This window comes from Streptomyces sp. CB02366, assembly GCF_001905905.1.
In the GTDB taxonomy this organism is placed as follows: Bacteria; Actinomycetota; Actinomycetes; order Streptomycetales; family Streptomycetaceae; genus Streptomyces.
The window spans coordinates 85475-106404 of record NZ_LIVT01000001.1; the positions used below are offsets into that span (position 1 = coordinate 85475).

17 protein-coding genes are annotated in these 20930 nt (G+C 74.0%); 10 read left to right on the top strand and 7 right to left on the bottom strand.

All coding sequences use genetic code 11. The features are described 5' to 3' along the window. Positions 1–8: 8 nt before the first annotated feature. Both AMK24_RS00325 and AMK24_RS00330 read right to left on the bottom strand, forming a co-directional pair. Positions 9–1445, bottom strand: a complete 1437-nt coding sequence (locus AMK24_RS00325; protein WP_073763732.1) for a sensor histidine kinase — start codon at positions 1443–1445, stop codon at positions 9–11. Further along, positions 1442–2104 (bottom strand): response regulator transcription factor, encoded by a 663-nt coding sequence (locus tag AMK24_RS00330; protein WP_073763734.1) that lies wholly within the window; start codon positions 2102–2104, stop codon positions 1442–1444. Before AMK24_RS00330 ends, AMK24_RS00325 begins: the two co-directional genes overlap by 4 nt. 119 nt (positions 2105–2223) lie before the next feature. Here AMK24_RS00330 and AMK24_RS00335 point away from each other — a divergent pair, with 119 nt between their 5' ends. After that, positions 2224–2922: a PepSY domain-containing protein gene (locus AMK24_RS00335; protein ID WP_073763736.1), complete on the top strand. Its 699-nt coding sequence runs from the start codon at positions 2224–2226 to the stop codon at positions 2920–2922. A gap of 84 nt (positions 2923–3006) precedes the next feature. Here the strand turns inward: AMK24_RS00335 and meaB are convergent, their stop codons facing one another. Together meaB and AMK24_RS00345 are read right to left on the bottom strand one after the other, a co-directional pair. Further along, on the bottom strand, positions 3007–3975 hold the full coding sequence (meaB, locus tag AMK24_RS00340; protein WP_199876339.1) for a methylmalonyl Co-A mutase-associated GTPase MeaB: 969 nt from the start codon (positions 3973–3975) through the stop codon (positions 3007–3009). Positions 3976–4033: 58 nt separating this feature from the next. Then, the gene (locus AMK24_RS00345) at positions 4034–5209 is read right to left on the bottom strand and encodes an acetyl-CoA C-acetyltransferase (RefSeq protein ID WP_199876371.1); all 1176 of its coding nucleotides are present in this window, start codon (positions 5207–5209) and stop codon (positions 4034–4036) included. Between the two features lie 175 nt (positions 5210–5384). Here AMK24_RS00345 and mce point away from each other — a divergent pair, with 175 nt between their 5' ends. The 7 genes from mce to AMK24_RS00380 all read left to right on the top strand — a co-directional run bounded on the left by mce (position 5385) and on the right by AMK24_RS00380 (position 15174). Beyond that, positions 5385–5813: a methylmalonyl-CoA epimerase gene (mce, locus tag AMK24_RS00350; RefSeq protein ID WP_030580984.1), complete on the top strand. Its 429-nt coding sequence runs from the start codon at positions 5385–5387 to the stop codon at positions 5811–5813. Between the two features lie 242 nt (positions 5814–6055). Beyond that, positions 6056–9949: a polarized growth protein Scy gene (gene scy, locus AMK24_RS00355; protein ID WP_073763740.1), complete on the top strand. Its 3894-nt coding sequence runs from the start codon at positions 6056–6058 to the stop codon at positions 9947–9949. A gap of 184 nt (positions 9950–10133) precedes the next feature. Next, positions 10134–11072: a cellulose-binding protein gene (locus AMK24_RS00360; RefSeq protein ID WP_073763742.1), complete on the top strand. Its 939-nt coding sequence runs from the start codon at positions 10134–10136 to the stop codon at positions 11070–11072. A gap of 84 nt (positions 11073–11156) precedes the next feature. After that, the gene (locus AMK24_RS00365) at positions 11157–12152 is read left to right on the top strand and encodes an ABC transporter ATP-binding protein (RefSeq protein ID WP_073763744.1); all 996 of its coding nucleotides are present in this window, start codon (positions 11157–11159) and stop codon (positions 12150–12152) included. Between the two features lie 5 nt (positions 12153–12157). Continuing rightward, positions 12158–12937: an ABC transporter permease subunit gene (locus AMK24_RS00370; RefSeq protein WP_073765547.1), complete on the top strand. Its 780-nt coding sequence runs from the start codon at positions 12158–12160 to the stop codon at positions 12935–12937. Positions 12938–13102: 165 nt separating this feature from the next. Then, positions 13103–14338, top strand: coding sequence for an ABC transporter ATP-binding protein (locus AMK24_RS00375; RefSeq protein ID WP_073763746.1), 1236 nt, complete (start codon positions 13103–13105; stop codon positions 14336–14338). Then, positions 14335–15174: an ABC transporter permease gene (locus AMK24_RS00380; protein WP_073763748.1), complete on the top strand. Its 840-nt coding sequence runs from the start codon at positions 14335–14337 to the stop codon at positions 15172–15174. The genes AMK24_RS00375 and AMK24_RS00380 overlap by 4 nt, the downstream gene beginning before the upstream one ends. A gap of 17 nt (positions 15175–15191) precedes the next feature. On the opposite strand, the gene AMK24_RS00385 is transcribed toward AMK24_RS00380, so the two are convergent. Continuing rightward, entirely contained in the window at positions 15192–15521 is a 330-nt protein-coding gene (locus AMK24_RS00385) for an ATP/GTP-binding protein (protein WP_073763750.1), read from the bottom strand. Positions 15522–15729: 208 nt separating this feature from the next. Between AMK24_RS00385 and AMK24_RS00390 the strand changes: the two genes are divergently transcribed. Beyond that, complete coding sequence (locus AMK24_RS00390; protein WP_073763752.1) at positions 15730–16797, top strand: LLM class flavin-dependent oxidoreductase; 1068 nt, start codon at positions 15730–15732, stop codon at positions 16795–16797. A gap of 126 nt (positions 16798–16923) precedes the next feature. On the opposite strand, the gene AMK24_RS00395 is transcribed toward AMK24_RS00390, so the two are convergent. After that, entirely contained in the window at positions 16924–17316 is a 393-nt protein-coding gene (locus tag AMK24_RS00395; protein WP_073763754.1) for an SCO5389 family protein, read from the bottom strand. A 271-nt stretch (positions 17317–17587) separates the two neighbouring features. On the opposite strand from AMK24_RS00395, the gene nucS reads away from it, so the two are divergent. After that, positions 17588–18259, top strand: coding sequence for an endonuclease NucS (nucS, locus tag AMK24_RS00400; protein ID WP_073765549.1), 672 nt, complete (start codon positions 17588–17590; stop codon positions 18257–18259). A gap of 65 nt (positions 18260–18324) precedes the next feature. Here nucS and AMK24_RS00405 read toward each other — a convergent pair whose 3' ends face one another. Next, positions 18325–20832, bottom strand: coding sequence for an ATP-binding protein (locus tag AMK24_RS00405; RefSeq protein WP_073763756.1), 2508 nt, complete (start codon positions 20830–20832; stop codon positions 18325–18327). Positions 20833–20930 lie beyond the last annotated feature (98 nt).

The following is a 20930-nucleotide window of genomic DNA, read 5'->3' on the forward strand; positions in this document are numbered from 1 at the left end:
GCCGGCCGTCACGTACGCCGGGCCGCGCGCGGCAGCCGGAGGCGGAAGGCCGCACCGCCCCCCTCCGCCCGGTGCACCGTCAGCGTGCCGCCGTGGCGGACGGCGACGTCCCGGGCGATGGCGAGCCCCAGGCCGGCTCCGCCCTCGTCCCGGCTGCGGGCGTCGTCGAGCCGGACGAACCGTTCGAAGATCCGTTCCCGCTCCTCCTCGGGAACGCCCGCCCCGTCGTCCCGCACCTCCACCCGTACGCCGCGCCCGTCCGCCGCCACCGACACCGCGACGTCCGTCTCCGCGTGCCGCTGGGCGTTGTCCAGCAGATTGCCGACCACCCGGGACAGCTGCCCGCGCGACCCGTTCACCTCGAACGCCCCGCCCTCCGGGACCTCCACCGCCACCGCGGTCCGGTCCCCGGTGCGCTGCGACACCTCCTCCCGCACCAGCGCGCCCAGCTCCACCGTCCCCCCGCCGGGCTTCTCCCCCGCGTCCAGCCGGGCCAGCAGCAGCAGGTCCGCCGCCAGCGCCTGCAGCCGTACGGTGTCGGCGACCGCGCCCGGAAGGTCCAGCAGCTCCGGGTGGGCCTCGGCCACCTCCAGCTGGGTGCGCAGCGAGGCGATCGGGGAACGCAGTTCGTGCGAGGCGTCCGCGACGAACCGCCGCTGCCGCTCCACGGACGCCTCCAGGACCCTCAGCGTCTCGTTCGTCGTCCGGGCCAGCGCGGCGATCTCGTCCCGGGAGCCGGGCTCCGGCACCCTGCGGGCCAGATCCTCGGATGCGGTGATCGCCGCCATCTCGCGCCGGATGCCCTCCACGGGCCGCAGCGCGCGGCGGGTCACCAGCCAGGTCACCCCGGCGACGACCGCCAGGAGCACCGGCAGTCCGGTCAGCATGGCCCCGCGCACCGTGTCCACCGCTTCCTGCTCGGCGGCGAGGGGGGCGCCCGCGTACACGGTGAGGGTGACCCCCTCGGGGGTGGTGGCCTCGACGGCGGCGAAGCGGTAGTCGGCGGTGGTGCGGTCGACGGTGGCGGTGCCGTCGGAGAAGTCCGGGTCGTCGTCGGAGACCTGGCCCCGGCCGGGGCGGGCCTCCTCGCCCCCGTCGTCGCCGTCGTCGTCGCCGGGCGACGGTGAGGCCGCGGGGACCGGGGTGACGCCGCTCGCGCCGGTGCCGGTGACGGCCCGCAGCTCCTTCGAGACGAGGACGACGCGGTCCTCCTCGTCGACCACCTGGACCGGGTGGTCCTCCTCGTCGTCCGGCTCCACCTCCCTGTAGGGGGCGCCCGTGGCCAGCTCCCCGGCGACCTCGCGGGCCACCACCTCGGCCTGGAGGTCCGCCTGGTCGATCAGGTTGGCCCGCAGGACGAGGAGGACGGCGAGACCGGCCGCGACCAGGGCGACGGCGACGACCAGGGTGGCGCCGAGGGCGGCCCTGGCCCGGACGGACCTCACCGCGCCTCCAGCCGGTAGCCCGCGCCGCGCACCGTGCGGATGGCGGCGGCGCCCAGCTTGCGGCGCAGGGTGGAGACGTAGACCTCGACGATGTTCGGGTCGCCGTCGTAGGCGAAGTCCCAGACGTGCTCCAGGATCTCGGCCTTGCTGACCACCTGCCCGGCGCGCAGGGCGAGTTGCTCCAGTACGGCGAACTCCTTGGCGGTGAGCGGGACTTCCTCCCCGTCGCGGAGCACCCGGCGGGCGGCGGTGTCGATGCGCAGGGGGCCGACGGTGAGGACGGGCGCGGCGGTTCCGGCGCCCCGGCGGCGCAGCAGGGCGCGGACCCGGGCGACGAGGACGACGTAGCTGAAGGGCTTGGTCAGGTAGTCGTCGGCGCCGGTGTCCAGCCCCTCGGCCTCGTCGTACTCGCCGTCCTTGGCGGTCAGCATGAGGATGGGCACCTCGTGCCCGGCGGCGCGGAGGTGGGAACAGACGCGGTAGCCGTTCATGCCGGGCAGCATGATGTCGAGGATCACCAGGTCGTAGCCGCCCCCGCTCGCACGGTGCAGCCCCTCCAGCCCGTCGTGCACGACATCCACGGCGAAGCCCTCGGCGGTGAGTCCCCGGGCCAGGGACACCGCGAGGCGCTTCTCGTCCTCCACGATCAACAGGCGCATGCGCACAGCCTCGCAAACTCCGCCTGAAGAAGCCTTCAGGCGGCTTCAGGCTGCGTTCAGCATCGGGGCGGCAGTGTGGAACCCGTCGAACAGCACAGCAGCTCCCGGGGAGGAACCTCATGAAGCGCAACGTCACCATCGCGGCGATCACCGCGGCCGTTCTGATCGGCGGCGGCGCCGCCGGCGCCGCGGCCTTCGCGGACAGCGACGACGACCGCGACCGCGCGCCCGCCACGAGCGCGGGCAGCGTGGGCCCGGCCGACGACAAGGACGCCGACGAGGCTCCCGACGACCGGGGCGACGACCGGGCCACCGCCGCGAAGAACGTCCGGGTCTCCCTCGACCGGGCCGTCGCCGCCGCGCTGAAGAGCGCCCCGGGCACGGTCACCGGGGCCGAGCTGGACGCGGACGACGACGACCACGAGGGCCGGACCGTCTGGGAGCTGGACGTACGCGGCTCCGACGGGAAGTGGCACGACGTCGCGGTGGACGCCACCAGCGGCAAGGTCCTGAAGACCCGCGAGGACGACGACGACGACCGCGACCGCCACGCGCCCCGCTCCTCCGCCGTCACCCTGGACCGGGCGGCGGCGGCGGCCCTGAAGACCGCGCCGGGCACGATCACCTCGATCGACCTGGACGACGATGACGACGGCGACCGCCGCGGCGGGGTCCTGCGCTGGGACGTCGACATCGAGGGCAAGGACGGCAAGCAGCACGAACTGCGCGTGGACGCCAGGAACGGCAAGGTCACGGTGGACCGCGACGACGACGGCGACGACCGGGACGGCGACGACCGGGACGGCGACGACGACTGACCCGGCCCCGTCCTCCGGGGCCCGGAAGCGGGGAAGGCCCCGGGAGAGCGACGCCCGTCGCTCCCCCGGGGCCTTCCCGTCGGTTCAGGCGCCCTCCGTGACCCCCGCCACCAGCTCGTCCGCCGCGGCGTACGGGTCCAGGCCCCCCGCCACGATGCGCTCGGCCAGGGCGGTCAGGCGGCGGTCGCCGCGCAGATCGGCGATCCTCTCGCGCAGCGCGGTCACCGCGATCGTCTCGACCTCGCGGGCCGCCCGCGCCGTGCGCCGCTCCGCCAGGACGCCGTGCTCCTCCATCCAGGCGCGGTGCTTCTCCAGGGCCTCGACGACCTCGTCCGTGCCCTCGCCCCGGGCCGCGACCGTCTTCACGATCGGGGGCCGCCAGTCGCCCGGTCCCCGGGCCTCGCCCAGGCCCAGCATGTGGTTCAGCTCGCGGGCGGTGGCGTCGGCGCCGTCCCGGTCGGCCTTGTTGACCACGTACACGTCGCCGATCTCCAGGATTCCGGCCTTGGCCGCCTGGATGCCGTCGCCCATGCCCGGGGCCAGCAGCACCACGGAGGTGTCGGCCTGGGAGGCGATCTCCACCTCGGACTGGCCGACGCCGACCGTCTCGACGAGGACCACGTCGCAGCCCGCCGCGTCCAGCACCCGGATGGCCTGCGGGGCCGACCAGGCGAGACCGCCGAGGTGGCCCCGGGTCGCCATCGAGCGGATGTAGACGCCCGGGTCGGAGGCGTGGTCCGACATCCGGACCCGGTCGCCCAGCAGCGCCCCGCCGGAGAACGGGGAGGACGGGTCGACGGCGAGGACGCCGACCCGCTTGCCCGCCCGGCGGTAGGCGGAGACCAGCGCCGAGGTGGAGGTGGACTTGCCGACGCCGGGCGAGCCGGTGAGCCCGACGACGTAGGCGTGGCCCGCCAGCGGCGCCAGCGCGGCCATCACCTCGCGCAACTGCGGGGACGCCCCCTCCACCAGCGAGATCAGCCGGGCCACCGCGCGCGGCCTGCCTGCTCGCGCCTGCTCGACCAGCGTGGGGACGTCCACGTCCACGTTCACCGCTCCGTTCGCCTTGCCCTGTCCCGGGAGCCGTGCGGTCCCGGGATCGTTACGCGTACTACTTGCCCGGGACGCGGAGGATCAGCGCGTCGCCCTGGCCGCCGCCGCCGCACAGCGCCGCCGCGCCGGTGCCGCCGCCGCGCCGCTTCAGCTCCAGGGCCAGGTGCAGGACGACCCGGGCGCCGGACATCCCGATGGGGTGGCCGAGCGCGATCGCGCCGCCGTTGACGTTGACCTTGTCCGAGGTGACGCCCAGGTCCTTCATGGACTGGACGGCCACGGCGGCGAACGCCTCGTTGATCTCGATGAGGTCGAGGTCGTCGACGGTCAGGCCCTCCTTCTCCAGGGCGTGCCGGATGGCGTTGGAGGGCTGCGACTGGAGGGAGTTGTCGGGGCCGGCCACGTTGCCGTGGGCGCCGATCTCGGCGATCCACTCCAGGCCCAGCTCCTCGGCCTTCGCCCTGCTCATCACGACGACCGCGGCGGCGCCGTCGGAGATCTGCGAGGAGGTGCCCGCGGTGATCGTGCCGTCCTTGGCGAAGGCGGGACGCAGCTTGCCGAGGGTCTCCACGGTGGTCTCGGCGCGGATGCCCTCGTCCTGGGAGAAGAGGACCGCCTCGCCCTTGCGCTGCGGGATCTCGACCGGGGTGATCTCGGCCTCGAACAGTCCGTTCTTCCGGGCGGCGGCGGCCCGCTGGTGGGAGAGCGCGCCGATCTCGTCCTGGGCGGCGCGGTCCAGGCCGAGGCGGCGGTTGTGCTTCTCGGTGGACTCGCCCATGGGGATGTTCTCGTACGCGTCGGTGAGACCGTCGTACGCCATCGAGTCCAGCATCTCGATCGCGCCGTACTTGTAGCCCTCGCGGGACTTGGGGAGCAGGTGCGGGGCGTTGGTCATGGACTCCTGGCCGCCCGCGACCACCACGTCGAACTCCCCGGCGCGGATGAGCTGGTCGGCCAGCGCGATGGCGTCGAGTCCGGACAGGCACACCTTGTTGACGGTGAGGGCGGGGACGTTCATCGGGATGCCGGCCTTGATCGCGGCCTGCCGGGCGGGGATCTGGCCCGCGCCCGCCTGGAGCACCTGGCCCATGATCACATACTGGACCTGGTCGCCGCCGATGCCCGCCCGGTCCAGTGCGGCCTTGATCGCCACCCCGCCGAGGTCGGCGGCGGAGAAGCTCTTGAGGGAGCCGAGCAGACGGCCCATGGGCGTCCGGGCTCCCGCGACGATCACTGAGGTGGTGGTACCGGTCGTTGCTGGCATGGGCACGGCCCCTTGGGATCGGATGTGAACGAGGGTTTACCTGAATGTACTGAGCCCTCCCGCGCCCGTCATCCGGCTGCCGGTGTGACGGCGCGCACGTTGGGTAACCATGGCGGGAGCAGGGGACTCGCTCCATGCTGAATCCATGTTGACGCGCATCGATCACATCGGAATCGCCTGTTTCGACCTGGACAGGACCGTCGAGTTCTACCGTGCCACGTACGGCTTCGAGGTGTTCCACTCCGAGATCAACGAGGAGCAGGGCGTCCGGGAGGCCATGCTCAAGATCAACGGGACCTCGGACGGCGGGGCCTCCTACCTGCAGCTGCTGGAGCCGACCCGGGAGGACTCGGCGGTCGGCAAGTGGCTGGCCAAGAACGGGGAGGGCGTGCACCACATCGCCTTCGGCACCGAGGACGTGGACGGGGACGCGGCGGACATCCGCGAGAAGGGCGTCCGGGTGCTGTACGACGAGCCCAGGACGGGTTCCATGGGGTCTCGGATCACGTTCCTGCACCCCAAGGACTGCCACGGCGTCCTCACTGAACTGGTCACGAGCCGGGCGGAGCACTGACCTCCGCATATCCGGCCCGGTAGAGTGGGCGGCTCCGGGCCGGGGCCGGGTCGGGGCCGTACCGCGTCCTCGTCGTTTGTCTGTCACCATTCCCCGGGGGGACGGCTCGCCCGCGGGCAGTGCTCGTGGAGAGTTTCCCTCCGGGTTTGGGGTCTCCCCTGCTCAGTGGGGCCTCCCCTGCTCGAACGAAGTCGAGAGCTCGGGGAAGAAGTTGAGAGCTCGGGGAAGGATGGGACCGCGCAGTGCGGGGCTACGAACGCCAGGAGAGCCACCGAGCTGAAGACGACCATCTCTCGCGGTTCGAAGCCGAGATGGACCGGCTGAAGACCGAGCGGGAGAAGGCCGTCCAGCACGCCGAGGACCTCGGTTACCAGGTCGAGGTCTTGCGTGCCAAGCTGCACGAGGCCCGGCGCAATCTCGCGAACCGTCCCGCGTACGACAGTGCGGACATCGGCTACCAGGCCGAGCAGATGCTGCGGAACGCGCAGGTTCAGGCCGAGCAGATGCGCAGCGACGCCGAGCGCGAGCTGCGTGAGGCCAGGGCCCAGACGCAGCGGATCCTGCAGGAGCACGCCGAGCACCAGGCGCGCCTGCAGGCGGAGTTGCACACCGAGGCGGTCCAGCGCAGGCAGCGGCTCGACCAGGAGCTGGCGGAGCGCCGCCAGACCGTCGAGTCGCACGTCAACGAGAACGTCGCCTGGGCCGAACAGCTGCGCGCCCGCACCGAGTCGCAGGCCCGCCGGCTGCTGGAGGAGTCCCGCGCCGAGGCCGAGCAGGCGCTGGCCGCCGCCCGGGACGAGGCCGCCCGGCTGGCGGAGGAGACCCGTCGGCGGACCAGTTCGGAGGCCGAGGCCGCGCGGGCCGAAGCCGAAGCGATCCTGCTGCGCGCGCGCAAGGACGCCGAGCGGCTGCTGGTGAACGCCTCCGCCCAGGCGCAGGAGGCCACCAGCCACGCGGAGCGGCTGCGCTCCACCACGACGGCGGAGACCGACCAGGCCCGTCGGCAGACCGCCGAGCTGAACCGCACCGCCGAGCAGCGGCTGTCGGACGCGGAGGCCCGGCTGCGCGAGGCCCGGCTGGAGGCCGAGAAGCTCCTCTCCGAGGCGAAGGAGGCCGCGGCCAAGCAGGTGGCCGCCGCCGAGTCGCAGAACGAGCAGCGCACCCGTACGGCCAAGTCGGAGATCGCCCGGCTGGTCGGGGAGGCCACCAAGAGCACCGAGGCGCTGAAGGAGGAGGCCGAGCAGGCCCTCGTCGACGCCCGTGCCGAGGCGGAGCGGCTGATCGCGGAGGCGACCGAGAAGGCCGGCACGGCCGCGGCGGAGGACGCGGCCGCCCAGCTCGCGAAGGCGGCCCGCAGCGCCGAGGAGGTGCTGACCAAGGCGTCCGAGGACGCGCAGTCGACCACGCGGGCGGCCCGCGAGGAGGCCGAGCGCATCCGTCGCGAGGCCCAGGCCGAGGCGGACCGGCTGCGCGGCGAGGCCGAGGAGCAGGCCGACGAGCTCAAGGGCGCGGCCAAGGACGACACCAAGGAGTACCGGGCCAAGACGGTCGAGCTCCAGGAGGAGGCCCGCCGGCTGCGCGGCGAGGCCGAGGAGCTGCGCTCCGAGGCGGTCGCCGAGGGCGAGCGCATCCGGGGCGAGGCCCGCCGCGAGGCGGTCCAGCAGCTGGAGGAGGGCGCCCGTACCGCCGAGGAGCTGCTGACCAGGGCCCGCTCCGACGCGGACGAGCTGCGCACCAAGGCGAACGGCGAGAGCGAGCGCATCCGCGCCGAGGCCGCCGAGCGGGCCGCGGCCCTGCGCAAGCAGGCCGAGGAGACGCTGGAGCGCACCCGGGCCGAGGCCGACAGGATGCGGACCGAGGCCGAGGAGCAGGCGGCAGCGGTCACGGAGGCCGCCGAGGCCGCCGCGACCGAGCTGCGCGAGGAGACCGAGCGGGGGGTCGCCGCCCGGCAGGCCGAGGCCGCCGAGGAGCTGGCCCGGCTGCACACCGAGGCCGAGTCCCGGCTCGCCGCCGCCGAGGAGGCGCTGAGCGAGGCCCGGGCCGAGGCCGAGCGGCTGCGCCGCGAGACGGCCGAGGAGACCGAGCGGCTGCGCAACGAGTCCGCCGAGCGGCTGCGGGCGCTGGCCGAGCAGGCCGAGGCGGAGGCCGAGCGGCTGCGCGACGAGGCCGCGGCGGACGCCGCCCAGTCGCGGGCCGAGGGCGAGAACGTCGCCGTACGGCTGCGGAGCGAGGCCGCCGCCGAGGCGGAGCGGCTCAAGTCGGAGGCGCAGGAGAGCGCCGACCGGGTGCGCGCGGAGGCCGCGGCCGCCGCCGAACGGGTCGGCGCCGAGGCGGCCGAGGCGCTGGAGGCCGCCCAGGAGGAGGCCACGCGCCGCCGCCGGGAGGCCGAGGAGATCCTCGGCGCGGCCCGGACCGAGGCGGAGCAGGAGCGCGAGCGGGCCCGCGAGCAGAGCGAGGAGCTGCTCGCCGCCGCCCGCAAGCGGGTCGAGGAGGCCGGGGCCGAGGCGGCCCGGCTGGTCGAGGAGGCGGACGCGCGGGCGACCGAGCTGGTCGCGGCGGCCGAGCAGACCGCCCAGCAGGTGCGGGACTCCGTCGCGGGCCTGCAGGAGCAGGCCGAGGAGGAGATCACCGGGCTGCGTTCGGCGGCGGAGCACGCGGCGGAGCGCACCCGTACCGAGGCGCAGGAGGAGGCGGACCGGGTCCGCGCCGACGCGCACGCGGAGCGGGAGCGGGCTTCCGAGGACGCCGTACGGCTGCGCCGGGAGGCCAACGAGGAGGCGGCGCGGCTGCGCCGCGAGGCCGAGGAGGAGACCGAGGCCGCGAAGGCGCTGGCCGAGCGGACCGTCTCCGAGGCGATCGGCGAGTCGGAGCGGCTGCGCGCGGACACCTCCGAGTACAGCCAGCGGATGCGCACCGAGGCGTCCGACGCCCTGGCGTCGGCGGAGCAGGACGCCTCGCGCGCCCGGGCCGAGGCCCGGCAGGACGCCAACCGGATCCGTTCCGAGGCGGCGGCCCAGTCGGACCGGCTGATCGGCGAGGCCACCACCGAGAGCGAGCGCATCCGCGCCGAGGCGGCCCAGGCGTCCGAGCAGTTGGTCGTCGAGGCCACCGCGGAGGCCAACCGCCGCCGGGCGGACTCCACCGAGCAGGCGGACCGGATGCTGGCCGAGGCGGGGGCCGAGTCCGAGCGGCTGCGCGCCGAGGCGGCCGAGCGGCTCGGTGCGGCGCAGGAGCACGCGGCCCGCACCCACGAGGAGGCCGAACGGCTGCGCGCGGACGCGGAGTCGGCGGCGGAGGAGCTGCGGTCGCAGGCCCGCCAGGAGGCGGACCGGGTGCTGGACGAGGCGCGCGAGGCGGCGGCCAAGCGGCGGGCGGACGCGGCCGAGCAGGCGGACCAGCTCATCAACAAGGCGCGGGAGGAAGCGCTGCGTACGGCCACCGAGGCCGAGGGCCAGGCCGACACGATGGTCGGCGCGGCCCGCAAGGAAGCCGTGCGCATCGCCTCCGAGGCGACGGTCGAGGGCAACACCCTGGTGGAGCGCGCCCGTGCGGACGCCGACGAGCTGCTGGTCGGCGCGCGGCGCGACGCGACCCAGATCCGGGAGCGGGCCGAGGCCCAGCGGGCCCGGCTGGAGAGCGAGATCGAGGAGCTGCACGAGCGGGCCCGCCGGGAGACGTCCGAGCAGATGAAGACCGCCGGGGAGCGCGTCGACCATCTGATGAAGGCGGCGACCGAGCAGCGCGACGAGGCCGAGGCGAAGGCCAAGGAGCTGCTGGCGGAGGCCAACGCGGAGGCGAGCAAGGTCCGTATCGCCGCGGTGAAGCGGGCCGAGTCGCTGCTGAAGGAGGCCGAAGCCAAGAAGGCCGGCCTGGTCCGCGAGGCGGAGAAGCTGCGGGCCGACGCCGAGGCGGAGGCGAAGACGATGGTGGAGGAGGGCCGGCGCGAACTGGACGTCCTGGTGCGCAGGCGCGAGGACATCAACGCGGAGATCTCCCGTGTCCAGGACGTGCTGGAGGCGTTGGAGTCTTTCGAGACTCCGACCGGGGGAGGAAAGCCGGCGGCCGGTTCCACGGGGGGTTCCAAGGCTCCGGCGGCGGCGGGTACGCGATCGGGGGGCAAGTCGTCCGAGCGGTAGCCGGTCCGCGGCGCGCCGTGCTTCGTCATGGACATTCAACCCTCGCAGTGGCAAGCGCTCCGGGGGTCAGCCACTCAAAAGGGGTGTCATTCTCCAGATCAAACCGGCATCTTCACGCTGACACGCCGCAATGGCCCCTAGGATTCCCTCTATCACCTCACCGGTCTCATTCGACAGGAACCCCATGAGTGACCCTTCCTCCCCCTTCGGCTTCGAGCTCGTGCGACGAGGCTACGACCGCGGTCAGGTGGACGACCGCATCAACAAGCTCGTCGCCGACCGTGACAGTGCTCTGGCCCGAATCACCTCTCTGGAAAAGCGCATCGAGGAGCTGCACCTCGAAACGCAGAACGCCCAGGCCCAGGTAAACGACGCGGAGCCGTCGTACGCCGGGCTCGGCGCCCGTGTCGAGAAGATTCTCCGCCTCGCCGAGGAGGAGGCCAAGGACCTGCGCGAGGAGGCCCGTCGCGCGGCCGAGCAGCACCGCGAGCTGGCCGAGTCGGCGGCCCAGCAGGTGCGCAACGACGCCGAGTCCTTCGCCGCCGAGCGCAAGGCGAAGGCCGAGGACGAGGGCGTCCGGATCGTCGAGAAGGCCCAGGGCGAGGCGAACACCCTGCGCTCCGACGCCCAGAAGGACGCCCAGCAGAAGCGCGAGGAGGCCGACGCCCTCTTCGAGGAGACCCGCGCCAAGGCCGCCCAGGCCGCGGCCGACTTCGAGACCAACCTCGCCAAGCGCCGCGAGCAGTCGGAGCGCGACCTCGCGTCCCGGCAGGCCAAGGCGGAGAAGCGTCTCGCCGAGATCGAGCACCGCGCCGAGCAGCTCCGCCTGGAGGCCGAGAAGCTCCGCACGGACGCCGAGCGCCGGGCCCGCCAGACGGTGGAGACCGCCCAGCGCCAGGCCGAGGACATCGTCGCCGACGCCAACGCCAAGGCCGACCGCATCCGCAGCGAATCGGAGCGCGAGCTGGCGGCGCTCACCAACCGCCGCGACTCGATCAACGCGCAGCTGACCAACGTCCGCGAGATGCTGGCGACGCTGACCGGCGCCGCCGTGGCCGCAGCCGGTTCCCCGGTGGAGGACGAGCCCGCCAACCGCGGCGTCCCGGCCCAGCAGACCCGCTGAGTCCCGCCGCGCGGAGTACCCCCGTGTGCGCCCGGTTCCGCCCTTGTGGTGGCGCCGGGCGCTCTGGCGTTCTAGCGTGAACGCATGATCGAGGTCGAGGGGCTCACCAAGCGATTCGGCGGCAAGGTCGCCGTCGATCATCTGTCGTTCCAGGTCAGGCCGGGCATCGTGACGGGCTTCCTCGGCCCGAACGGGGCGGGCAAGTCCACCACGATGCGGATGATGCTCGACCTCGACAACCCCACCGGCGGCACGGTGCGCATCGACGGCAGGCACTACCGCGAGCTCCAGGAGCCGCTGAAGTACATCGGCGCACTCCTCGACGCCAAGGCGATGCACGGCGGCCGCAGCGCGTACAACAACCTGCTGTGCCTGGCGCAGAGCAACCGCATCCCGCGCGGCCGGGTCGACGAGGTGCTCGACATGGTCGGCCTCACGGCGGTGGCGAAGAAGAAGTCCAAGGGGTTCTCGCTCGGCATGGGCCAGCGGCTCGGCATCGCCTCCGCCCTGCTGGGCGACCCCGAGATCCTGATGTTCGACGAGCCGGTCAACGGACTGGACCCCGAGGGCATCCACTGGATCCGCAACCTGATGAAGGCGCTCGCATCGGAGGGCCGCACGATCTTCGTCTCCTCGCACCTGATGAGCGAAATGGCGCTGACCGCCGACCACTTGATCGTGATCGGCCAGGGCAGGCTGCTCGCCGACACCTCGATGGCCGCCTTCATCCAGGAGAACTCCCGCAGCTACACGCGGCTGCGCTCCCCGCAGTGGGAACGGCTGCGCGACGTGCTGCACCAGGAGGGCTTCACCGCCGTGGAGACGGCGGGCGGCGTCCTGGAGATCGACGGGGCCTCCACCGAGGAGCTGGGCGAGCTGGCGGCCCGTCACCAGCTGGTGCTGCACGAGCTGAGTTCCCAGCGGGCCTCGCTGGAGGAGGCGTTCATGCAGATGACGGCCGGTTCGGTGGAGTACCACGCCCACTCCGAACGGGACGCGGCGGTCGGACCGCCGGCCGTGGGCGCGGGCTGGGGCGAGAACTGGAACAAGCCCGACTCCACCGACGGCAAGGAGGCGTGACGGACATGGCTTCGGTGCCTGCGGTCCTCACCTCGGAATGGACCAAGATCCGGTCGGTCTCCTCGACCACCTGGACCCTCATCTCGGCGTTCGTCGTCACCGTGGCGATGGGCGCGGCGCTGAGCGCCCTGCTGAACGCGCAGTTCGACGACCTCTCCGAGGCGGAGCAGGCCACCTTCGACCCGACCTTCGTCAGCTTCTCCGGGATGGTGCTCGGCCAGCTCGCCATGGTCGTGTTCGGGGTCCTCGTGGTCGGTACGGAGTACAGCTCCGGCATGATCCGCACCTCGCTGGCGGCCGTGCCCCAGCGCGCCGCCTTCCTGTTCGGCAAGATCACGGTCGCCGGTGCGCTCGCCCTGTCCGTGGGGCTGCTCACCAGCTTCGTGTCGTTCTTCCTGAGCCAGGCGATGCTGGGCGACCGGGGCACCGGTCTCGGGGCGGAGAACGTGCTGCGCGCGGTGGTCGGCGGCGGCCTCTACATGGGGCTGATCGCGATCTTCTCCATGGGGGTGGCGGCGATGCTGCGCAGCTCCATGCTGTCGCTGGGCATTCTGATGCCGTTCTTCTTCCTGGTGTCGCAGATCCTGGCGGCGGTGCCGGTGGCCAAGACCGTCGCCCGGTACTTCCCCGACCAGGCCGGTTCGAAGATCATGCAGGTCGTCCCCGACGCGATGAACAGCGACCCGGCCCCGTACGGCCCGTGGGGCGGGCTCGGGATCATGGTGCTGTGGGTGGTGGCGGCGGTCCTCGGCGGCTTCCTGGTCCTGCGGAGCCGGGACGCCTGAGCGCGCGCCCCGCGCAGCCGTCCGCAAGCCGGTGACCGCCCGGTCGCCGACCGTGTACGACGTGGCCGGAACCGTCAGCGCCTGGTTATCCTCCTAACTCTTACGGGGGTGTGCGGCCAGGCGGCCCGAGCCCCGCACGCCGGAGTGAGTCGATGGGGCTGGAGCATGATCGAGGCAGTCGGGCTGACCAAGCGTTTCGGCGCGAAGACGGCCGTGGACGACCTTTCCTTCCAGGTGCGGCCCGGCGCCGTCACCGGGTTCCTCGGTCCCAACGGATCGGGAAAGTCCACGACCATGCGCATGATCCTCGGTCTGGACCGCCCCACGGCGGGCCACGTCACGATCGACGGCCACCCCTACCGCAGCCTGCCGAACGCCCCGCGCCTGGTGGGCGCCCTGCTGGACGCCAAGGGCGTGCACGGCGGCCGTACCGCCCGCAACCACCTGCTCTCCCTGGCCCAGCTGGCCGGCATTCCGGCGGCCCGGGTGGACGAGGTGCTGGGCGTCGTGGGCCTCCGGGACGTCGCCAAGCGGCGTACCAGCGGCTTCTCCCTCGGCATGGGGCAGCGGCTCGGAATCGCGGCGGCGCTGCTCGGCGACCCCCGGGTGCTGCTGTTCGACGAGCCGGTCAACGGTCTCGACCCGGAGGGCATCCACTGGGTCCGCAACCTGATGAAGATGCTGGCCGCGGAGGGCCGGACCGTCTTCGTCTCGTCCCACCTGATGAGCGAGATGGCGCTGACCGCCGACCACCTGATCGTGATCGGGCGCGGCCGGCTCCTCTCCGACATGAGCGTCACGGACTTCATCTCGGCCAATTCCGCCGACTTCGCCCGGGTCCGGGTTCCCGAGGACGGGCCCGAGGACCGGCGGAAGCTGACGGCCGCCCTCATCGAGGCGGGCGGCCGGGTCCTCTCCGAGCCCGGCGGGGCGCTGCGGGTCACCGGGCTGCCGCTGCCGAGGATCAGCGAGCTGGCCCACGGCTGCGACGTACGGCTGTGGGAGCTGTCGCCGCACCAGGCGTCCCTGGAGGAGGCGTACATGCGGCTGACGCAGGGGCTGGTGGACTACCGCTCGACGGACGACGCCAAGGAGGGCCTGGCTCAGCCGCAGCCCCTGGACGCGTACGGGCATCCCGTCGGCGGGTCCGGCGGGGAGGCCGTCGAGCCGGTGGAGGTGGTGCAGGAGGGCTGGTTCGCCCCGCCTCCGCCCGGCCTGCGCCCGGACCCCGCCCCGTCCGCCCCCTCCCCCGGTGCGGCTGCGGCCCCCGCGTCGTCCTCCCCCTCCCTCTCCCCCGCCGCCGACGGAACCTCCGCGGGGGCCCCCGTCACCGCCGCCCCCGCCGTCGAGGCCTCTTCCGCCGTCCCGGCCGGAGAGCAGACCAGCAAGGACCCCCGATGACCGCCCCGGCCACCCCGCAGACGCCGGAAGCCGGCCTGCCGGTCCCCTACGAGTCGCCGATCCCGATCCGGCCCGCCACCCTGGGCGACGCGATCGCCTCGGAGTGGACCAAGATCCGTTCCGTACGCGCCACGATGTGGACGCTCGGCGTGATGGTCGCGCTGATGCTGACGGTCGGGCCGGGCATCGCGCTGCTGCTGGAGGTGGACCGGCAGAGCGGTATGCAGAGCGAGCCGGTCCTGACGCTCGGACTCTTCGGGGTGCTGCTGGGCTCGATCTGCGTGATCACGCTCGGGGTGCTGACCATCGGCTCCGAGTACAGCACCGGCATGATCCGTACGACGCTGACCGCGTGCCCGAGCCGGGGCCGGGTGCTCATGGCCAAGGCGATCGTCTTCGCCTCGCTGGCCTTCGCCGTCACGGCGGTGACGGCCGCGGTCGCGGCGGTCGCCCAGACCGCGATCCTCCACGGCCCCGGGGCGTCGGCCGGCGAGTGGACGCTCGCCACGGTCGGTGTCGGGCTCTACCTCGCGGCTCTCGGTCTGCTGGCGCTCGGGATCGGCGCGATCGTGCGGCACTCGGCGGGCGCGATCACGATCATGATCGGTGTGGTGCTGCTGCCCCTGGTCCTCGCGCTGTTCATGTTCGCCGACGACCTGCGGGGCCTCCAGCGCTTCCTGATCGACTACTCGATCCCCAACCAGCTGGCGGGGCTGTACGGCACGACGATGACCGACAGCGGCCCGACCGGCTGGGAGCCGGTGCTGCTGATGCTGGGTCTGGCGGCGGTGGTCCTGGCCGGGGCCGTCGCCGTACTGAACCGGCGCGACGTCTGAGAGGCGGGCCCGCGCCCTCAGTGGCGCGGGGCGTTCCGGGACCGCTGCACCCTGGTGGTGCGGCGGTCCTTCGCGTTCCAGCAGGCCTTGTGCCAGTGCCGGCGGTCCTCGATGCCGCCGTACTCGGGCCAGCTCACCAGGTGCGGGACGCCGGAGGGGATCTCCTGATCGCAGCCGGGGCAGCGGTACCGCTTGCCCTGGGCGCTCGCCCCGCTGACCGGGCGCACCGACCACTCCTCGCCCCGCCAGCTCTCGGTGGCCCCTCCGCCGCCGTACCTGCCGGGCGCCGTGCCGGGATGTTCGTCGTGCTTCTCTCCGCCGCGGGGGCGGTTACGGCGCGGGGACACGGGACACCTCACGGGAGATGGGGCAGGGGTGGCTCCAGCCTAGGCCCTGGCATCGGCGGCGGAGGCCGGACGGTGTGGGGGCGGGCCCGGCAGTGGGGTGAGTTAGCGGAAAATCGCAACAACTTCGCGCGGGACCGTGCCTTTGGCACGTGTCAGACGTTGTTGCCCGTGGGGGGGAAACGCGTCGGCCGCGAGGAGGCAATAGGCGATGCGCATCGGAACGTTCGTTCTGGCAGCCCAGTTCCCGGGGCAGGGGCCCGCCGAGGCCCTGCACCGGGCCGTCCGGTCCACCGAGGCCGCGGAGGAGAGCGGGCTCGACTCGGTCTGGCTGGCCGAGCACCACTTCGTGCCGTACGGCGTCTGCCCGTCCGCCACGACCCTGGCCGCGCTGCTGCTGGGCCGCACCCGCAGAATCCGGGTCGGCACGGCGGTCAGCGTGCTGCCCAACCACCATCCGGTCGCCCTCGCCGAGCAGGCGGCGCTGCTGCACCTGACCAGCGGCGGGCGCTTCTCGCTCGGGGTGGGCCGGGGCGGTCCGTGGGTGGACCTGGAGGTGTTCGGCGGCGGCCTCGACGCGTACGAGAACGGCTTCCCCGAGGCGGTGGGCCTGGTGCTCGACTGGCTGCGCAAGCCGCGCGTCGCGGGGCGCGGCGAGCGGTTCGGCTTCCGGGAGGTGGCGGTGGTGCCGCGCGCGGACGAGCTGCTGGAGGGCCCGGGCCCCGCCCCGGGGACGGCCGCTGCGGGGCCGGGGGCGCCGGGGCCGGAGGTCGTGGTGGCGTGCACCTCGCCGAAGACCGTGCGCCTCGCGGCCGGGCAGGCGCTCCCCATGCTGCTGGGCATGCACTGCGGGGACGAGGAGAAGGCGGAGATGGTCGCCCTGTGGCGTACGGCGGCGCGCGAGGCGGGCCATCCGCCCGAGGTGGTGGCGGGGGCCGCACATGTGTCCGCAGGGGTGGCCCAGATCGCGGACGACGCGGGGGCGGCCACGGAGACGCTCGTGAAGGCGATGCCCGGCTGGCTGCGGCAGGGGCTGGACGCCCATGTCACGGTGGACGGCAGGCACCGCGTGATGCGGGATCCGGTCGCGTACACGGAACTGCTCTGCGGGCTGCACCCGGTGGGGCCGCCCCGGCTGGCCGCCGACCGGCTCGCGGCCACCGCCGAGCGGACCGGGATCACGCGCTTCGCCCTCCTGGTGGAAGGGTCGGGCGATCTCACGGCGACCGAGGAGAACGTCCGGCGGCTGGGCGCCGACGTGCTGCCGTTGCTCACCTGACCCGCGCATGCCGGCCTGGGGCCGGGGACGCCCGGGGACGTCCGGGGACCTGTGGTGCGGTGGTACAGGAGCTGCCGCCCCGAAGCCAGTTGCACCTCCCGCGGCCCGGGACGGCAGCGGAAGCGTTCAGCAGTCCCGTAGTTCGGGCGACTGGTTGAGCAACTGGCCCCTCACCGAGGTGAACTTGGCCAGTCGGTCGTCGACCGAGGCGTCCAGCGGGAACACCGCGACGCGGTGGCAGTTCTGGAAGGCGATACGCACTCCGAAGTGCCGCTGCAGCGCGCCGCGTATCGCATCACTCGCGAGCGCGCGCAGCAGCTGACCACGAGCCTGCTCGTCCGGCGGCGGCGTCTGGTTGTCGGCGAACTCTCCGCCGTCGACCTTCAGCTGAGCCACCAGCGAGCTGATCATCTCCCATGCGAAGGGCAGGGAGGTCCGGACGCAGTCGACGAAGTCGGCTTCGTCGACCTCGCCTCGCTCGGCCTGTTCCAACAGAGCCGGTGAGACGTCGAGCGACATGGGTTCTCCTCTCGCGACCCCGGACGGTGACCGGGGCCCTACGGGCAGGGAAGGGGGGCGACGACGCAGCGTGCACGGGCGGCGACCTCCGGCTTCCACGGTAAGCGCGCAGTCGGGGCCGCACCAGGAGAACGGGAACACAACCGGCCAATAACGAAGGGGCGCAAAGAGGGGCAAGCCCGCTCCGCCGCCACCCGCCGGGGCCCGAGTGACGGGGGCGACGGATGAGGAGATCGCGCCGGGCCCCCGTCGTCGAGTAGCGTTGCCGACCATGCGTCTCGTCATCGCCCGTTGCTCCGTGGACTACGCGGGCCGGCTCACAGCACACCTGCCCTCCGCGCCCCGCCTGATCCTGGTGAAGGCGGACGGAAGCGTCTCCATCCACGCCGACGACCGGGCGTACAAACCGCTCAACTGGATGTCCCCGCCGTGCACCCTGAAGGAGGGCGTCGACGGCGACAAGGGCGTCTGGACCGTGGTGAACAAGGCGGGCGAAAAACTGATCATCACGATGGAGGAAGTCCTCCACGACTCCTCGTACGAGCTGGGCGTCGACCCCGGGCTCATCAAGGACGGTGTGGAAGCACACCTCCAGGAACTGCTCGCGGACCGGATCGAGATCCTCGGGGAGGGCCACACCCTGATCCGTCGCGAGTACCCCACCGCGATCGGGCCGGTGGACATCCTCTGCCGGGACGCCGACGGGCGGACGGTGGCGGTGGAGTTGAAGCGGCGCGGCGACATCGACGGCGTGGAGCAGCTGACGCGCTACCTGGAGCTGCTGAACCGCGACCCGCACCTCGCGCCGGTGCGGGGCGTCTTCGCCGCGCAGGAGATCAAACCGCAGGCCCGGGTCCTGGCGACGGACCGCGGGATCGGCTGCGTGGTCCTGGACTACGACGCGATGCGCGGCATCGAGGACGACAAGCTGCGGCTGTTCTGACCGGCCCTCCCGGGTCTGACGCACGGAAGCCGGGCGCCCCCGCGGGGGCGCCCGGCTTCCGTGCGTCAGACCGCGGTCTCGTCGGGGCCGCCGCTCTTGGCCGGAACGTCGGCGCTCGCACCGGCCGACTCCACGGGCCCGGCGGCGGACGAGGAGTTCTGGGGCGGGGGCACGGGCGAGGTGTCGTCGGTGGGCGTCGGGTCCGGCGACTCGCTCTCCGACTCGGACGGGGTGGGGCTCGGGCTCTCGCTTTCGGTCTCGGTCGGCCGGGGCGAGGTCCTGGTCGGCGTGGGCTCGGCCGGGGAGCTGCTCCCGCCGTCCGTCGGTTCGTCCGTCCCCGGCGTGGTCCCGTCCGACGCGGAGGCGCTCGGGGAGGGCGAGCCGGAGGCGCCGGGACTCGCGGAATCCGAGGCGCTCGGGGTCGCGGACGTCTCGCCGCCGGTGGTCTCGCCGGCCGGTACGGAGCCTTCCGCCGGCTCGTCGGCGGGCAGCCCGTCGTCGGCGGGGTCCTCGGTGGCGGTCTGCTCGGTGGTGACGTTGCGGCTGCCCGGCTCGTCGCCGCCGTCCGCGGTGACGCCGAGCGTGACGACGGTGCCGAGCACCGCGATCAGCAGCGCGCCCGCGCCCGCGGCGGCCAGGTTGCGCCGGGCGCCGCCCAGGACGGTCCCGCCGGCCCGCTTGCGCGCGGCGGGCGCCGCCGGCTGCGGGGAGACGACGGTGGGCCGCTCCTCGGCGGGGTTCCGGAGGAACGAGGGCACACCCGCGACCCCGGCGGGAGGCGTGCCCGGCGCGTCCTGGAGGACGAGGGGCGCCTCGTCTCCCGGGGCGGGGCGGACCGGCGGGGCGAAGTCGCCGGAGCGGTCCGCGACCAGGGCGAGCGCGCGGCGCCCGGCCACGGCCCCGGACCGGTCGGCGAGCACCCCGCGCATCCCGATCGACGTCTCCAGCTCGGCCCGGGCCCGGTCCGGGTTGCCGGTGCAGAGCGCGAGGACGCCCAACTCGTGGTGGAAGTACGCCTCCTCCGCGACCTCACCGGCGATCCTGGCGGCCTCCTGGCCCATTCTGAGGGCCCGTTCCCAGGCGCCCCAGCCCAGCCCCGCGGCGAAGGCCGGGGAGGCGCTGCGGGCCAGCAGGACGGCCGCGCTGGCCGCTCCCGCCTCCTCGGCCGGGACCAGGCGCGCCAGTGCGGCCACGATCGCGTCGGCCTCCGCGACGGCCCGCTGCGGGGTGACCGAGGGGTGCGAGGCCCACCAGGCGTAGTGCTGGGCGGCCGTGCGGGCGTGGGCGGCGGCGTCGTCCGCGTAACCGCCCGCCTCCAACTGGGCGAGGATTCCGGCGGCGAGGCGGTAGCGGGGACCGGCCGGGGAGAGCAGGCCGCAGGTCGCGAGCTCACCGAGCGCGGCGTCCGCGTGGGTGTCGCCCACGAGCGCCGGCAGATGGGCCTGGTGGGGCACCTCACCGCCGAGGGCGACCGCGAAGCGCAGGGTGGCGCGGGCCGCCTCGCTGAGCCGGGAGGCGAGCAGCAGGGCCGGCGCGGCGCCCTCGCCGAGGCTCGGCAGGGGGGTCTCGACGCCTTCCGCGGCGGCCGGGACGGGGGCCGGCGGCGCGCCCTCCGGGCGTGGCTGGAAGTAGTCGGCGTCGTCGAGCGCTTCGGGGACGACGCGCAGCCGGTCGCGCTGGACGAGGAGGGAACCGGCCTGGACGAAGCGGAGCGGCAGGCCCTCGGACTCGAACCAGAGGTCGCCCGCCCAGTTGCGCTCCTCCTCGGTGAGGGGGCGCTCGACGACCTTCTCCAGCAGGGTGAGGGAGGCGCCGCGGCCGAGCCCGGCGAGGAGCACCTCCTCCAGGTGGGCCTCGACGCCGGGGGTGGCGGCGTCGGAGGCGGCGGCGAGCAGGAAGGCGCACTCGGGGGTGGCGGCGAGCAGTTCGTCGAGGGCGGCCCCGCCGATCTCCAGGTCGTCGATGGTGACGACGGCGCCGATGGACCGGACGTGCGCGAGGAGTTCGTCGCGGTCGGGGCGGTGGGCCGGGGCCGCGTAGACGGTGTCGAAGAGGGCGTGCAGCAGGTCTCCGGCGGTGCGGCCGCGGCCGTTGAGGCGGACCACCCCGTCGGGGGCCAGATCCGCGCAGTCGGCGGCGACGGCCTCCAGCAGCGCGGTGCGGCCGGAGCCGGGCTGGCCGGTCAGACGGACGCTGCGGCCGCGGGCCAGGAGGCGCACCAGGCGCTCGCGCTCCTCCTCGCGCTCCAGGAGGGGCGGCTGCGGGGCGGGCGGGCCGGCGGGCACGGGGGGCGCGCCGGCGCGTTCGTGGTCGGCGCGCTCCGCGGGGGTGCGGCGGACCGGGGCGGCGGGACCGGAGCCGGGCGGGACCGCCTCGACCTCGCTGCCGTCGACGGGGTTGACCGTGAGCAGCAGGTCGCCCGCGGTCAGCTGGACGACGCGGACCTGCTGCGGGGCGCCCGGGCCGAAGTCGGGTCCGCCGGAGTCGCGGGACGGCCGACGGGCGCCGCCCTGGCCGCTCGGGCCGTCGTGGCCCTGCCCGTGCTCCTCGGTTTCCCGGTGTGTCGGGTCCATCGCAAAGTCCCCCAGACGCGTCGTGCGCGGTCGCCCCTCCCGGCCTCACACGCGCCCCGCTGTCGCTTCCGGTCCGGTGTCCGCCCATGGGTTCGATG